The sequence below is a fragment of the Streptomyces sp. NPDC001507 genome (genome assembly GCF_042894765.1).
In the GTDB taxonomy this organism is placed as follows: Bacteria; Actinomycetota; Actinomycetes; order Streptomycetales; family Streptomycetaceae; genus Streptomyces.
Genome location: NZ_JBIAVV010000001.1, coordinates 44326 through 58359, shown reverse-complemented (window position 1 = coordinate 58359; position 14034 = coordinate 44326). Strand labels below are relative to the sequence as shown.

17 protein-coding genes and 1 riboswitch are annotated in these 14034 nt (G+C 72.0%); of the genes, 8 read left to right on the top strand and 9 right to left on the bottom strand.

The window, feature by feature from the left end:
- Positions 1–16 precede the first annotated feature (16 nt).
- The 7 genes from ACFY0K_RS00305 to ACFY0K_RS00275 all read right to left on the bottom strand — a co-directional run bounded on the left by ACFY0K_RS00305 (position 17) and on the right by ACFY0K_RS00275 (position 5425).
- A complete protein-coding gene (locus tag ACFY0K_RS00305) occupies positions 17–778 on the bottom strand; it encodes an urease accessory protein UreD (RefSeq protein ID WP_390637878.1) in 762 nt (253 codons plus the stop codon).
- On the bottom strand, positions 775–1455 hold the full coding sequence (gene ureG, locus ACFY0K_RS00300) for an urease accessory protein UreG (RefSeq protein WP_390637877.1): 681 nt from the start codon (positions 1453–1455) through the stop codon (positions 775–777). Before ureG ends, ACFY0K_RS00305 begins: the two co-directional genes overlap by 4 nt.
- 215 nt (positions 1456–1670) lie before the next feature.
- Positions 1671–2348, bottom strand: coding sequence for an urease accessory protein UreF (locus ACFY0K_RS00295; RefSeq protein ID WP_390637876.1), 678 nt, complete (start codon positions 2346–2348; stop codon positions 1671–1673).
- A 15-nt stretch (positions 2349–2363) separates the two neighbouring features.
- Entirely contained in the window at positions 2364–4085 is a 1722-nt protein-coding gene (locus ACFY0K_RS00290) for an urease subunit alpha (RefSeq protein WP_351955695.1), read from the bottom strand.
- Positions 4078–4389, bottom strand: coding sequence for an urease subunit beta (locus tag ACFY0K_RS00285; protein WP_351955696.1), 312 nt, complete (start codon positions 4387–4389; stop codon positions 4078–4080). The genes ACFY0K_RS00290 and ACFY0K_RS00285 overlap by 8 nt, the downstream gene beginning before the upstream one ends.
- An 11-nt stretch (positions 4390–4400) precedes the next feature.
- Positions 4401–4703, bottom strand: a complete 303-nt coding sequence (locus tag ACFY0K_RS00280; RefSeq protein ID WP_037672587.1) for an urease subunit gamma — start codon at positions 4701–4703, stop codon at positions 4401–4403.
- A gap of 434 nt (positions 4704–5137) precedes the next feature.
- Positions 5138–5425, bottom strand: coding sequence for a type II toxin-antitoxin system Phd/YefM family antitoxin (locus ACFY0K_RS00275; RefSeq protein ID WP_390637875.1), 288 nt, complete (start codon positions 5423–5425; stop codon positions 5138–5140).
- Between the two features lie 141 nt (positions 5426–5566).
- Between ACFY0K_RS00275 and ACFY0K_RS00270 the strand changes: the two genes are divergently transcribed.
- The 3 genes from ACFY0K_RS00270 to ACFY0K_RS00260 all read left to right on the top strand — a co-directional run bounded on the left by ACFY0K_RS00270 (position 5567) and on the right by ACFY0K_RS00260 (position 7541).
- Positions 5567–6202 carry an ATP-dependent Clp protease proteolytic subunit gene (locus ACFY0K_RS00270; RefSeq protein ID WP_390637874.1) on the top strand — a complete coding sequence of 212 codons (636 nt, stop codon included), beginning with the start codon at positions 5567–5569 and terminating at the stop codon, positions 6200–6202.
- Positions 6203–6209: 7 nt separating this feature from the next.
- Positions 6210–6518 (top strand): hypothetical protein, encoded by a 309-nt coding sequence (locus tag ACFY0K_RS00265; protein ID WP_093505863.1) that lies wholly within the window; start codon positions 6210–6212, stop codon positions 6516–6518.
- A gap of 361 nt (positions 6519–6879) precedes the next feature.
- Positions 6880–7064, top strand: a riboswitch (cyclic di-AMP (ydaO/yuaA leader).
- A gap of 3 nt (positions 7065–7067) precedes the next feature.
- Positions 7068–7541 carry a C40 family peptidase gene (locus ACFY0K_RS00260; RefSeq protein WP_351955699.1) on the top strand — a complete coding sequence of 158 codons (474 nt, stop codon included), beginning with the start codon at positions 7068–7070 and terminating at the stop codon, positions 7539–7541.
- 37 nt (positions 7542–7578) lie between these two features.
- Here the strand turns inward: ACFY0K_RS00260 and ACFY0K_RS00255 are convergent, their stop codons facing one another.
- Entirely contained in the window at positions 7579–8037 is a 459-nt protein-coding gene (locus ACFY0K_RS00255) for an ATP-binding protein (protein WP_390638821.1), read from the bottom strand.
- Positions 8038–8249: 212 nt separating this feature from the next.
- Here ACFY0K_RS00255 and ACFY0K_RS00250 point away from each other — a divergent pair, with 212 nt between their 5' ends.
- Together ACFY0K_RS00250 and ACFY0K_RS00245 are read left to right on the top strand one after the other, a co-directional pair.
- A complete protein-coding gene (locus ACFY0K_RS00250) occupies positions 8250–9110 on the top strand; it encodes a helix-turn-helix domain-containing protein (RefSeq protein ID WP_382724777.1) in 861 nt (286 codons plus the stop codon).
- A 9-nt stretch (positions 9111–9119) separates the two neighbouring features.
- Positions 9120–9347, top strand: a complete 228-nt coding sequence (locus ACFY0K_RS00245) for a DUF397 domain-containing protein (RefSeq protein ID WP_390637873.1) — start codon at positions 9120–9122, stop codon at positions 9345–9347.
- Between the two features lie 110 nt (positions 9348–9457).
- Here the strand turns inward: ACFY0K_RS00245 and ACFY0K_RS00240 are convergent, their stop codons facing one another.
- Positions 9458–10585, bottom strand: a complete 1128-nt coding sequence (locus ACFY0K_RS00240; protein ID WP_390637872.1) for an 8-amino-7-oxononanoate synthase — start codon at positions 10583–10585, stop codon at positions 9458–9460.
- 147 nt (positions 10586–10732) lie between these two features.
- Here ACFY0K_RS00240 and bioB point away from each other — a divergent pair, with 147 nt between their 5' ends.
- Genes bioB through bioD form a run of 3 tightly spaced genes read left to right on the top strand, consistent with a single transcriptional unit; the run spans position 10733 to position 13936 of the window.
- The gene (gene bioB, locus ACFY0K_RS00235) at positions 10733–11938 is read left to right on the top strand and encodes a biotin synthase BioB (protein WP_390637871.1); all 1206 of its coding nucleotides are present in this window, start codon (positions 10733–10735) and stop codon (positions 11936–11938) included.
- Positions 11931–13217 (top strand): adenosylmethionine--8-amino-7-oxononanoate transaminase, encoded by a 1287-nt coding sequence (locus ACFY0K_RS00230; RefSeq protein ID WP_390637870.1) that lies wholly within the window; start codon positions 11931–11933, stop codon positions 13215–13217. The genes bioB and ACFY0K_RS00230 overlap by 8 nt, the downstream gene beginning before the upstream one ends.
- Before the next feature lie 2 nt (positions 13218–13219).
- Positions 13220–13936, top strand: a complete 717-nt coding sequence (gene bioD / locus ACFY0K_RS00225; RefSeq protein ID WP_390638820.1) for a dethiobiotin synthase — start codon at positions 13220–13222, stop codon at positions 13934–13936.
- The last annotated feature ends 98 nt before the right edge of the window (positions 13937–14034 follow it).

The window sequence follows — 14034 nt, the reverse complement described above, 5'->3', positions numbered from 1 at the left end:
AGGTCCCGCTGAGCGATCAACCGCCCAATTGGGCCAACGCCTCGTCCAGGACCCGGCGCAGCCGCAGCGCATCGCCGGCCACCGCACTCACCAACACCGCGGGCCCGGCGAGCGGAGTGAGCGCGGCCTCCTCCCCTAGCATCCGCGCCCCCACCGGGTGCTCCGCGAACTCCGGTCGTACGACGACGAGTTGCCCGACCGCACGGTGTCCCGCCAGCACGGCGGGCCCGTCCCAGCCGCCCGGCGCCCCGGGCCCGCAGGTCAGCTCCTGATCCAGCACGGCCCTCCCGGCCACCCGCACGGTGAGCCGGCTGCCGAGCCGCCCCGGCTCCTCCCCCACCCGCCCGAGCACCTGCTCCTCACGCACCACGAGCCGCCCCCGCGCGCCGACCTCGACGCGGGTCGTCACGCACAGCTCACTCCCCTTGGCCGAGATCAACTGCTCCGGCAGCCACCGCAGTTCACCGCCGTCGGCGACATCGAGGCGCACGTCGTAGCGCGCCTCCTCCTTCCCCTGCCCCGGCAGGGCGATGGTCGCGGCGGCCGACCCGACGGACAGCCGGGCCCCTTCCTCGACCCGGGCCTCGATCCCGAACCGGTCCCCGCCGAGCGGCCCGCTCATCGCCCCGACGACCATCACCCGGGCCTCGGGCCCGCTCCCCCGGGTACGCCGCAGCGCGAGCGGCCCCTCGCCCTCCAGCACCGGGAGCGAGGTACCGCCCCGCCCGTCGTCCCGTGCGACGATCCGAGCGACGGCGCGTACGCCCGTCGCCGTCATACGGCCCACGCCACGAGCCGCTCCCGCACCCACGCGGCCACCTCCGCGACGCCGGCCTCACTGCGCAACGACTGGAAGACGACGGGCAGTTCGGCCCGCTGCGCCTTGGCGTCGGCGGCCATCCGCGCCAGGTCCGATCCGACGTAGGGCGCCAGGTCCGTCTTGTTGACGACCAGCAGATCGGCGGTGGTCACCCCCGGCCCGCCCTTCCGCGGGATGTCATCCCCTCCCGCCACGTCGATCACGAAGATCTGCGCGTCCACGAGCCCCTTGGAGAAGGTGGCGGTGAGATTGTCCCCGCCCGACTCGACGAGGATGAGGTCCAGCGGCCCGACCTCGTCCTCCAGGTCCTCCACGGCTTCCAGATTGGCCGAGATGTCGTCCCGGATCGCGGTGTGCGGACACGCCCCCGTCTCGACGGCGGCGATCCGCTCCGGCGGCAACACCGCCTCCCGGAGCAGGAACTCGGCGTCCTCGCGGGTGTAGATGTCATTGGTGACGACGGCGAGCGACAACTCGGCCCGCAGCGCCCGGCACAGCGCGGCGACAGTGGCGGTCTTCCCGGACCCCACGGGCCCACCGAGCCCGACGCGGAGGGCACGGCGGGACCCGTCGAGCCGCCGGGCGTCGGCACTGATCGCAGCCGGACCGTGCCGGTGATCGTGGTCGAGATGCATATTCGGCTCCTTTTCAACAAGCTCTGCGTTTCAGCCCGCCCGCCCCTCGCGGACAACTACCGGCCCGCCCCCATCCTCCAGCCCGTCCGGCGTTTGAGGACGAGGCCGCAGGCCGATGCGGGGGTCCGGGGGCGGCAGCCCCCGAAACGGGCGGTCGCAGGGGGCCCACCCCCTGCAGGACGGGACGGGTAGGGGCGGCGGGGGCGGGAAAACCCCTACGACGCGAACAACCGCACCGCCCACCCCGCATGCCACTCCGCCCCGATCTCCATCAACGGCGCCGAAGCCGCAGGCAACGCCTCGACCCCAGCCCCGCCGACCACCCCCCGCGCCGCCTCCACCCCCCGGTCGACCACCCGGTCCACCTCCCCCGCCAGCCGCGCCAGCACCCCCGTCGCCTCGAACGGATCCAGCCCCAGCAACCGCACCACCGCCGTCGCCGGCCCGCTCACGCACTCGTACGCCGCGCAGTACGCCGCGTCCTGAGCCGAGAGCCCGGCCGCCCCGGCCACCACCCCCAACACCACCGGCTGATGCGCTCCCTTGGGGAACTCCCGGGCCAGGGCGTCGAGTTCGGCGCACGGCCAGGCCACCCGCGCGGCCCGCAGCAGCTGCCGCCCGAGCCTGCGCGCAGCGCCCCGCAGCGCGGCCGACGGCGTCCGCGCGTCGGCCGCGGCGTCCAGCTCCCGTACGTCCGCGCCCAGTACCGCAGCCGCGGCGACCGCACCCGCCACCAGCCCCGCCGTGTGCAGCCGCCCCCGGCAGTACTCCTCCAGGCTCGCGGCCCCGGTGATCCGGCCGGCCTTGACGGCCGCCTCCGCCCCGCCGGAGTGCGCGTGCCCTCCGGCGGGGAAACGGCCGTCGGCCAGCACCAGCAACGCTGCACGGGACACCGCACCCACCCGCTCTCAGAAGAGGAAGTAACGCTGGGCCATGGGCAGTTCGGCGGCCGGTGTCGCCTCGACCAGCTCCCCGTCGATGTGCACGGCGAAGCTGTCGGGGTCGACCCGGACGTGCGGGCGCGCGTCGTTCTCCCGCATGTCCGCCTTGGTCACCCCACGGGTCGACTCGATGGCGACGAACCGCTTCCCGAGCTGCAGCCGTTCCGGCAGGCCGTCCTCGATCGCCAGCGGGGCGACGAAGTTGAAGGAGTTGGCGGCCGGCGCCCGACCGATCGCGCCGTACATCGGGCGCGGCAGGATCGGCTGGGGCGTCGGGATCGACGCGTTGGCGTCGCCCATCTGCGCGTAGGCGATCTGGCCGCCCTTGAGGACGACCTGTGGCTTGACCCCGAAGAACGCGGGCTCCCAGAGCACGAGGTCGGCGAGCTTCCCGGTCTCGACCGAGCCGATCTCGCGGGCCAGCCCCTGTGCGAGCGCCGGGTTGATCGTGTACTTGGCGACGTAGCGCCGTACCCGGTGGTTGTCGGCCCGCCCGTCGCCCGGCAGCGCGCCCCGCCGCCGCTTCATCACGTGCGCGGTCTGCCAGGTCCGCAGGATCACCTCGCCGACCCGCCCCATGGCCTGTGCGTCGGAGGAGATGATCGAGATCGCGCCGAGGTCGTGGAGTATGTCCTCGGCCCCGATGGTCGACGGCCGGATCCGCGACTCGGCGAAGGCCAGGTCCTCCGGCACCGCCGGGTTGAGGTGGTGGCACACCATCAGCATGTCGAGGTGTTCCTCGGCGGTGTTCACCGTGTACGGCCGGGTCGGGTTGGTCGAGCTCGGCAGCACGTGCGGTTCGGAGACGACGGTCATGATGTCCGGGGCGTGCCCGCCACCCGCGCCCTCGGTGTGGTACGCGTGGATGCCCCGCCCGCCGATCGCGGCGAGGGTGTCCGCCACGAAGCCCGCCTCGTTCAGGGTGTCCGTGTGGATGGCGACCTGGATGCCGGTCCGGTCGGCGACGGTGAGGGCCGCGTCGATGACGGCCGGGGTCGACCCCCAGTCCTCGTGCAGCTTCAGCCCCAGTGCCCCGCCGCGGATCTGGGAGAGCATCGCCTCGTGCGAGACGGTGTTGCCCTTGCCGAGGAAGCCGATGTTGAGCGGGTACTGCTCCATCGCCTCCAGCATCCGGGCGAGGTGCCACGGGCCGGGGGTGACGGTGGTCGCCTTCGAGCCCTCGGCGGGCCCGGTGCCGCCGCCCACCAGCGTCGTGATCCCGGCCGCCAGCGCCTCGTCGGCGATCTGCGGGCAGATGAAGTGGACGTGCGCGTCGACACCGCCCGCGGTGAGGATGCGTCCGTTGCCGGCGATGACCTCGGTCTCGGGGCCGATCACCAGGTCGGGGTGGACGCCGTCCATGGTGTCGGGGTTGCCGGCCTTGCCGATGCCGGTGATGCGGCCGTCGCGGATGCCGATGTCGGCCTTGACGATGCCCCAGTGGTCGATGATCACGGCACCGGTGATGATCGTGTCGGGGGTGCCGTCTGCGCGCGTAGCACGCGACTGGCCCATGGATTCGCGGATGACCTTGCCGCCGCCGAAGACCGCCTCGTCCCCGGCGAGTCCGGGGCCGCCGGATCGGTCCTCCTCGATCTCGACGATCAGGTCGGTATCGGCGAGCCGGATCCGGTCACCGGTGGTCGGTCCGAACAGGTCGGCGTAGGCGGCCCGGGAGATCTCAGGCATCGAGGGCACCTCCGGTCTCGCCGCGCAGCCCGGGGACCACCCGGGCGCCGGTGAGCGGGACGAGTTCGACGTCGACCGGGATGCCGGGCTCGAAGCGGACGGCGGTGCCGGCGGCGACGTTCAGCCGCTTGCCGCGGGCCGCGTCGCGGTCGAACTCCAGTCCGGGGTTGGCCTCGGCGAAGTGGTAGTGGGAGCCGACCTGGACGGGCCGGTCGGCGGCGTTGAGGACGGTCAGCCGGGTGACCTCACGGCCCGCATTGAATACGACGGGCCCGTCGGCGAAGAGCACCTCTCCGGGAATCATCGGCGGCCTCCTCAGACGATCGGGTCGTGGACGGTGACGAGCTTGGTGCCGTCCGGGAAGGTCGCCTCGACCTGGACGTCGTGGATCATCTCGGGGATGCCCTCCATGACGTCGTCCCTGGTGAGCAGCTTGCGCCCGGAGGCCATGAGTTCGGCGACGGTTCGGCCGTCCCGCGCGCCTTCGAGGATGTGCGACGTGATGAGGGCGATCGCCTCGGGGTGGTTCAGCCGGAGCCCGCGGGCCCGGCGCTTCTCGGCCACGTCGGCCGCCACGTGGATCAGCAGCCTCTCTTGCTCGTGCGGGGTCAGTTGCACGTCCCACCTCACAGTCCTCGCTCCGGACCGTGCGGGGCCCGGTTGCCGCGGCCACCGCGACGAATTGGGCTCACGGACCCGATCCGGCTGGGAAAACCCCAGGTGGCGTGGATCGGCAGGCTAGTTCGCCGGAGTTTCGGCGACGTTAACCGGACCTTGATCACTTCATGACCGGCGCATGGGCCTCACGGCGGGGGCGAGAAGAGGCGCGTCTCACCGCGCCGGAGGCCGCCCGCGGGCCCATGACACCTGAACGGCCCTCACCCGGATGGTCCGGGGGGCGCAGGAGCAGCTCGGCGGGACGCGTCCTGATACGTACCGGGTGCTCAACCAGGGGTGCCACGATGCGCAGTTGTTCGTCCGCAGCGCCGTCGTGGCTGGTCGCGCAGTTCCTCGCGCCCCTTCGGGGGCGCTCCCTCAGGGGCGTCGCCTGTTCAGGAGCCCGCGGCCCCCCGGTGCTCCGCCGCGATGCCGAAGCGGCCGCGTTCGGGGCGGGCCGCGGCGGTCTCGCGGACCGTGGAGACCGAGCTGACGACGTGGTCCACGTGCTCCTCGGCCGGTTCCGGGAGCTCTTCGAGGCGTTCGAGGTCGGCGGCGGAGACGAGGGCGACCAGCGGCTTGCCGTGGCGCGTCACGACGACGCGCTCACCGCCGTACACCACCCTGTTGATCAGTTCGGCGAGCTCAGCCCTGGCTTGGGTCACCGGAATCTCGTAGGCCATGAACCCAGCTTACGGGGCACCCCGGACATCACATCTTGTTCGGTGACAGCGGAATCCCCTCTCGATGATCTGTACGTCCTGTACATTTTCAACAGAGAGCCCGGCCCCCCGGGCTGCCTCAGTCGCGAGGAGGGGTACGCCATGACCCGACCGTCCGCCCGCTACGTCCTGCCCGAGTTCACGGAACGCACGACCTCGGGGCAGCGCACCCTGGATCCGTACTCGAAGCTGCTGGAGGAGCGGATCGTCTTCCTCGGCACGCCCGTCGACGAGGTCTCGGCCAACGACGTGATGGCCCAGTTCATGTATCTGGAGTACGCGGCTCCGGAGCGGGACATCTCGCTGTACATCAACTCCCCGGGCGGGTCCTACAGCGCGATGGCCGCGGTCTACGACACGGTCCAGTACGTGAGCTGCGACGTGGAGACGGTCTGCCTCGGGCAGGCCGGGGCGTCGGCCGCGGTGCTGCTGGCGGCCGGCACACCGGGCAAGCGGTCCGTGCTGCCCGGCGCGCGCATCGTGCTGCAGCAGCCGTCGCTGCCGGAACCGGTAATGGGCCAGCCGAGTGATCTGGCCATCCAGGCGGCGGAGTTGGACCGGGTCCGGGTGATGGTCGAGGGGATGCTCGTCCGGCACACCGGGCGTACGGCCGAACAGGTGCACCAGGACCTGGAGCGGGACCTGGTCCTGGACGCGCCGCAGGCGCTGGCCTACGGGCTGGTGGACCGGGTGATGCCGACCCGCCGGACGCTGCCCGGCCTGCCGGACGCGGGGTGAGCGGCCGATGCTGCCGCCGGAGCTGCCGCCGCTGCCCGCGCTGACCCGCGCCGAGGGCGAGCTGATCGACCGTTATCTGGACGTGGTGGATTTACTGGGCCGGATCAATCCGGCGCGCAACGAGGACACCTACCGCGGGCTGCGCGCCGCGCAGGCGCTGGTACGCGCGGCGTCCGAGCTGCGTGACGCCCTGGCCCTGATGCATCTGCGGGGCGAGACGGAGCTCCACGGCGACACGCTGGCACGCGCGTTGCGGGTGCTCGACGGCGAGCGCCGGACCGCTCGCGTCGTACTCCCGCCCGACTGCGTACGGTGACACCCGCCGGACTCCGGTCCGTGCCGTCGACGGGACGGACGGGGCGGAGTCGAAACGACCCAAAGGGGTTACCGCCGTTCGGCGGAGCGTGGCGTGGTTTTACCCGACCGGGGAAGCCGCTCGGGTTGCCTGTGCGGGGGTGCCCGCGGGCGGCTTCCGCGCAGGTCCGGGGCTACGCAGGGCAGTTGACGGAAAATCGAACACAGGGCTGTCCACCCGAACGGGTGGGTGGTGAGTAACCCCACAAATCCCCGGTTCCGTTGGGATTTTCGGACACCCGTGAGTGAAGATCCCTGTCTGACGACAAGCCCTCGCCACAGCGGCGGGGCGGTCCGGGCGGACGCCGAGTCCTGCCGCCGCCCGGATTGACCCGTCGACAGAAGTGCATCGGCAGGAGTGGAGGACCCAAGCACGACGGGTCGCCGGCACGGTCGCGCCATGACCGGGCCGAGCAGCCCTTGGGGTGAAGCCGTGGCGACACGGCCGGGCAACTTCGCCAGCCCGAATCCGACAGGTCATCCTTCACAGGCGGCTGACGAAGGGTTGCGCATGACTGCGCTCAATCGTGTTCCGTCGCTGATGGCCCGGGCCGGTACGGCCTCGGCACTGACCATCGCCGCCGTGGGCGGTTCGATCGTGATACCGGGTGTCGCCTCCGACGCCTCGGCCGCCACGATGGCGACGAAGGCACTGCAGATCGCCGCCTCGAAGAAGGGCTCGCCCTACAGGTGGGGCGCCACCGGACCGAACAGGTTCGACTGCTCCGGGCTGACGCTGTACTCGTTCAAGAAGGCGGGCAAGACCCTGCCGCGTACGGCGGCCCAGCAGTACAACAAGACCCGTCACATCTCGGCCGGCAACCGCAAGGCCGGGGACCTGGTCTTCTTCCACTCGGGGTCCAGCGTCTACCACGTCGGCATCTACGCCGGGAAGGGAAAGATCTGGCACGCCCCGAAGACCGGGGACGTGGTCAAGCTCCAGAAGATCTGGACGCGCAGCGTCTGGTACGGCCGGGTCAGCTGACCCGTTCCCGCGTCGGCCGGCCGGCAGGAACTCAGGGCTACGGTTCCTGCTGGCCGGCCGCCGTGACGGTGCCCGCCGGGACCGTCCAGGGCAGTTCGATGGAGACGGTCTTGCCGCCCTCCCGGGTGGGCCGTACCCGGAGTTTGCCGCCGCACTCCGCGGTCAGCCAGCGGATGATGACCATGCCGCGCCCGTTGTCCTGCTGAACCGCGGCGGGGAGTCTTTTGGGGAAGCGCGGATGGCTGTCCGTGACGCCGATGCTCAGCTGTTCGTCGCGGTCGAGCACGAGGTCCACGGTGAAGGTGGGTGACTGCCCGAAGGTGTGCTGCACGGCGTTGGTGGCGAGTTCGGAGACGATGAGGCGGACGGTGTCCGCGGTCTCCGTCTCCGGTGGCAGTCCCCACTCCGCGAGGGTGTCCAGCACGTAGGAGCGGGCGGCGGAGACCGAGGCGGGATCGCTCGGCAGGGTGACGGATGCTTCCTGGTGGTCTGCCATGGCGACGTCGTCCCTTTCCTCGGGACCGGAGTCCGACACGGAGCGGATGGTTCGAGTACGGTCCCGGACTGGTGCTTCTTCGCCAGACTGCCATTACCGGGCCGGTCACGGGGAGCGATCCACCAAGATATGCATATATCTGTCGCTCGAAGCGGTGAACTCTGCGACCTCAGACCGTATTTGGGCGGCTCGGAAGGAGTAAGGAGTAGCCCATGCAGAACGGTCCCGCGGTACGCCGCCGGAAACTGGGCGCCGAACTGCGCACACTGCGCACCGGCGCCGGCCTCACGAGCGGTGAGGCCGCCCGTCTGGTGGGCTGGCATCAGTCGAAAGTGAGCCGGATCGAGACCGGCGCCAGCGGTGTGAAACCGGCCGATGTGCGGTTACTTCTGGACGCCTACGGCGTGGTGGAGGGCCAACTACGCGAGTTGCTCCTGGTGTTGGCGGGGTCGGAGGACACGGCGGGCCGGCACCACTGGTGGCACGCCTACCGTGGGGTCCTGCCGCCCGCCTACCGCGATTTCATCAGCCTGGAGTCACAGGCCGGCACGATGCGCACGCTGGAGACCCTGGTCGTACCGGGGCTGCTGCAGACCCCCGAGTACGCGCGCGCGGTGACCCGGGCGGCCATGGACGGGCGCGCCGACGACTCCCTGGACACCCTGGTGGAGGTGCGCCTGGCCAGGCAGGACGTGCTGCGAAACGATCCGCCGCTGGAGCTGAGCGCGGTGCTGGACGAGGCGGTGCTGCGCCGGGAGGTGGGCGGTCCCGGTGTGATGGCACGGCAGCTGGAGCGGCTGGTGGAGGCGGCCCGGCTGCCCCAAGTACGGCTCCAGGTGCTGCCGTTCGCGGCCGGAGCGCATATCGGCATCACCGGACCTTTCGTAATCTTCTCATTTCCGAGCACTTCTGATCTGGACGTGGTTGTTATCGACCAGTTGACGAGTAGCCTCTACCTGGAGCGGAAAGAAGACCTCCAGGCCTACACGGAGGCCTTCGACACGCTCCGGATCCACGCCCTTTCGCCCGAGGACTCGTTGGATTACATCGCCGCAATAGCTGACGGCGCGTAAGGAGGCACCATGACTGCACTGCCTCGGAACGTACCTTCAAGTGCTGATCTGCACGGACTGCGGTGGCTGCGCAGCAGCTACAGCACCGGAGCGAACAACTGCGTGGAGACGGCACGGCCGCGCTCCGGCCCGTCGGCCGGACTGCTCGCCGTGCGCGACTCCAAGGCTCCGGCCGGACCCGCACTGCTCTTCTCCCCCGAGAGCTGGGCGGGTTTCACGGCGGCATTCGCCGACTGATCAGCCCCAGAAGAGTCTGACCGGACACGCACGAGATCGATCAGACTCACATCCATCCGTTCCCGACTCCGTATCCGCTCGCGAGCCAGGCCCGGCCGTGTCACGCCGACTCATGGTCGTGTCTTGCCGATCACACGTACAGCGCGTTCGATCTCGGCCCCGGAGAGGTCCGCACGGGCGGTCAGCCTGAGCCGTGAGATGCCGTCCGGCACCGACGGCGGACGGAAACAGCCCACGGCCAGGCCTGCCGTCCGGCAGTCGGCCGCCCACCGCACGGCCTGCTCCGGGGACGGGGCCCGCACGGAGACCACCGCGGCGTCCGGACGTACCGCTTCCAGACCCGCGGCGGTCAGCCGTGCGTGCAGTTCCGCGGCCACCTCCCGGGCCCGCGCCGCACGCGCGGGCTCGCGGCGCAGCAGCCGCAGGGCAGCCAGCGCCGCCCCCGCCGCGGCGGGGGCAAGACCGGTGTCGAAGATGAAGGTCCGGGCCGCGTTGACCAGGTGGTCGATCACCCGGGCCGGCCCCAGCACCACCCCGCCCTGGCTGCCCAGCGACTTCGACAGGGTCGCCGTGACCACCACGTCGTCGGCCCCGGAGAGCCCGGCCGCGTACGGCGCGCCCCGCCCGCCGTCCCCGAGCACCCCGAGCCCGTGGGCGTCGTCGACGAGCAGCCCGGCGCCGTGCTCCCGGCACGCCTCGGCGAGCGCCGCCAGCGGTGCCGCGTCCCCGTCGACCGAGAACACCGTGTCGGAGACGGCCACGGCGGGCCCCTCGTGCGTCCCGAGGGCCTTGCGCACGGCGTCCGGGTCGGCGTGTCCGACGACCTGGGTGGCGCCCCGGGCCAGCCGGCAGCCGTCGATCAGGGAGGCGTGGTTGAGGGCGTCGGAGACGATCAGGGAGCCGTGCGGGCCGAGCGTGGTGACGGCGGCGAGGTTGGCCGCGTAACCGGAGGAGAAGACCAAGGCGGCCTCGAACCCGCAGAATCCGGCCAGCTCCCGCTCCAGCTCGGTGTGGAGTTCGGTCGTGCCGGTGACCAGCCGGGAGCCGGTGGAGCCGCCGCCCCAGGTCCGGGCCGCCCCGGCGGCACCCTCGGCGACCTCCGGGTGGTGGGCGAGGCCGAGGTAGTCGTTGCTCGCCAGGTCCAGCAGCGGCGAGTCGGCGGGGCGGGGGCGCAGGGTCCGTACGAGTCCGGCGCGGCGGCGCTGTTCCGCCTGTTCGTCGATCCAGCCGAACGCCATGGCCCCTCCGGTGAATTTGTAGGCAGTGGACAGACCCTAGCGGGATCATCAGGCGCCCACTGTGTGGCAATACCCACACGTCGAACTGACAGGGTTGTGCAAACTCTCCTTGGCCCAGAGCAGCCTCGTAGTACAGGATCGGCTCTCATGGACCTGCTGAACACGCTGGTGGACAAGGGGCTTCGGCGCGAGCTGCCGACCCGCGAGGAAGCGCTCGCCGTTCTGGCGACCTCCGACGACGACGTGCTCGACGTGGTGGCCGCGGCCGGCAAGGTGCGCCGGCAGTGGTTCGGCCGGCGCGTGAAACTCAACTACCTGGTCAACCTCAAGTCGGGCCTGTGCCCCGAGGACTGCTCCTACTGCTCGCAGCGGCTGGGCTCCTCCACCGGGATCCTGAAGTACAGCTGGCTGAAACCCGACGAGGCCTCCAAGGCGGCCGCCGCGGGCCTGGCCGGGGGCGCCAAGCGGGTCTGCCTGGTGGCCAGCGGGCGCGGTCCGACCGACCGGGACGTGGACCGGGTCGCGGGCACCATCAAGGCCATCAAGGAGCAGAACGAGGGCGTCGAGGTGTGCGCCTGCCTCGGCCTGCTCTCCGACGGCCAGGCGGAGCGGCTGCGCGAGGCGGGCGCGGACGCCTACAACCACAACCTCAACACGTCCGAGGGGACGTACGGGGACATCACGACCACCCACACGTACGCCGACCGGGTGGACACGGTCAACAAGGCGCACGCGGCGGGCCTGTCGGCCTGCTCCGGCCTGATCGCCGGCATGGGCGAGAGCGACGAGGACCTGGTCGACGTGGTCTTCTCGCTGCGCGAGCTGGACCCGGACTCCGTTCCGGTGAACTTCCTGATCCCGGTCGAGGGCACCCCGTTGGCCAAGGAGTGGAACCTCACCCCGCAGCGCTGCCTGCGCATCCTGGCGATGGTGCGGTTCGTCTGCCCGGACGTGGAGGTCCGCATCGCGGGCGGCCGCGAGGTCCATCTGCGCACCATGCAGCCGCTCGCGCTGCACCTGGCCAACTCGATCTTCCTCGGCGACTACCTGACCACCGAGGGTCAGGCGGGCCAGGCCGACCTGGAGATGATCGCGGACGCCGGGTTCACGGTGGAGGGCGCCGAAGAGGTGACGCTGCCGCAGCACCGGGCCGAGGTCCGGGGCGGCTGCGGGTCGCAGGGGGCCGAGGGCGCCGGGTGCGGATCCCACGCCGAGGACGGCTGCGGCTCGGTGTGCGGCTCCCATGAAGGTGCCGCCGAGGGTGCGGCCGTCCCGGCCGTCAACGAACCGCGCACCGACCTGGTCGCGGTCCGCCGCCGGGGCGCCGGAACGGATCTCGCGCCCAATGCCTGAGCCCGGCCTCGGCGTCCCCGAGCTGCTGGCGCTCGACCGCCGGCACGTCTGGCATCCGTACGGCCCGATGCCCGGCCGGGCCGAACCGCTCGTCGTGGAGTCGGCGAGCGGGGTCCGGCTGCGGCTCGCGGACGGCTCCGGCGAGTTGGTCGACGGGATGTCGTCCTGGTGGTCGGCGATCCACGGCTACAACCACCCGGTGCTCAACGAGGCCGCGCACGACCAGCTCGGCAGGATGAGCCATGTGATGTTCGGCGGGCTCACCCACGAGCCCGCCGTCCGGCTGGCGAAGCTCCTCGTCGACATCACGCCGGCCGGCCTTGAGCACGTCTTCCTCGCCGACTCGGGATCGGTGTCGGTCGAGGTCGCGGTGAAGATGTGCCTGCAGTACTGGCGCTCCCTCGGCCGCCCCGCGAAGCAGCGCCTGCTGACCTGGCGCGGCGGCTACCACGGCGACACCTGGCAGCCGATGTCGGTGTGCGACCCCGAGGGCGGGATGCACGAGCTCTGGTCCGGCGTGCTGCCCCGCCAGGTGTTCGCGGACGCGCCCCCGGCGGAGTACGACGAGTCCTACGCCGAGCAGCTGCGCTCGACGATCGAACGGCACGCGCACGAACTGGCCGCGGTGATCGTGGAGCCGGTGGTGCAGGGCGCCGGCGGGATGCGCTTCCACTCCCCCGCCTACCTGCGGGTGCTGCGCGAGGCGTGCGACGCGCACGACGTGCTGCTGGTGTTCGACGAGATCGCGACCGGCTTCGGGCGCACCGGCGCGCTGTTCGCGGCGGACCACGCGGCCGTCACCCCGGACGTGATGTGCGTCGGCAAGGCGCTGACCGGCGGTTACCTGACGATGGCCGCGACCCTGTGCACTCCCCGGGTGGCCGACGGGATCTCGCGGGGCGAGGTGCCGGTGCTGGCGCACGGGCCGACGTTCATGGGCAACCCGCTCGCGGCCTCGGTCGCCTGTGCGTCGCTGGGGCTGCTGCTCGGCCAGGACTGGCTCGCGGAGGTCAAGCGGATCGAGGCGGGGCTGTGGGAGGGCCTGGCACCTGCCCGGGAGTTCGCCGGGGTCCGGGACGTCCGGGTCCTCGGCGCCATCGGGGTGGTCCAGCTGGACCACGAGGTCGACATGTTGGCCGCCACGGCCGCCGCCGTGCGCGAGGGCGTGTGGCTGCGCCCGTTCCGCGACCTCGTGTACACGATGCCGCCGTACGTCACGGGTGACGCGGACGTGGCACGGATCGCGCGCGCGGTGTGCGCCGCCGCGCGGGAGGGATGAGCATGCCGATCCTGGTGATCACGGGGACGGGCACGGAGGTCGGCAAGACGGTCACCACGGCCGCGGTCGCCGCCGCCGCGCTCGCGGCGGGCCGCTCGGTGGCGGTCCTGAAGGCCGCGCAGACGGGGGTACGGCCCGACGAGCGCGGGGACGCCGACGAGGTCGCGCGGCTCGCGGGTGCCGTGACGGCGGCCGAAGTCGCCCGTTTCCCGGAGCCGTTGGCACCGGGCACGGCGGCCCGCAGGGCGGGGCTGGCCGCCGTGCGGCCGCAGGACGTGGCCGAGGCCGCCGCCAAGCTGGCCACCGAGCACGAGCTGGTGCTGGTCGAGGGTGCGGGCGGGCTGCTCGTCCGGTTCGACGCGGCGGGCGGCACACTGGCGGACGCGGCCCGGCTGCTGAACGCGCCGGTGCTGGTGGTGGCGTCGGCCGGGCTCGGCACGCTGAACACCACCGAGCTGACGGCCCGTGAACTGCGGCGCCGGGAGTTGGAGTTGCTGGGCGTGGTGATCGGCAGCTGGCCGGACTCCCCCGATCTGGCGTCGCGGTGCAATGTCGCCGACCTGCCGGAGGTGGCCGGGGCGCCGCTGCTGGGTGCGCTGCCGGCCGGGGCGGGCGCCCTCTCCCCCGCCGACTTCCGTGCGGTGGCGCCGAGTTGGCTGTCGCCGCGGCTGGACGGAAGCTGGGACGCGGAGGCGTTCCGGGGCCGGGAAGCGCCGTAGGGGCAGGGCGGGCCGTCGGCCGGGTGCGGCTGAGTGGGGGCTGGTCGCGCAGTTCCCCGCGCGTGCAGGTCCAGTGCGGAGCGGTAGTGGTGGTCCGC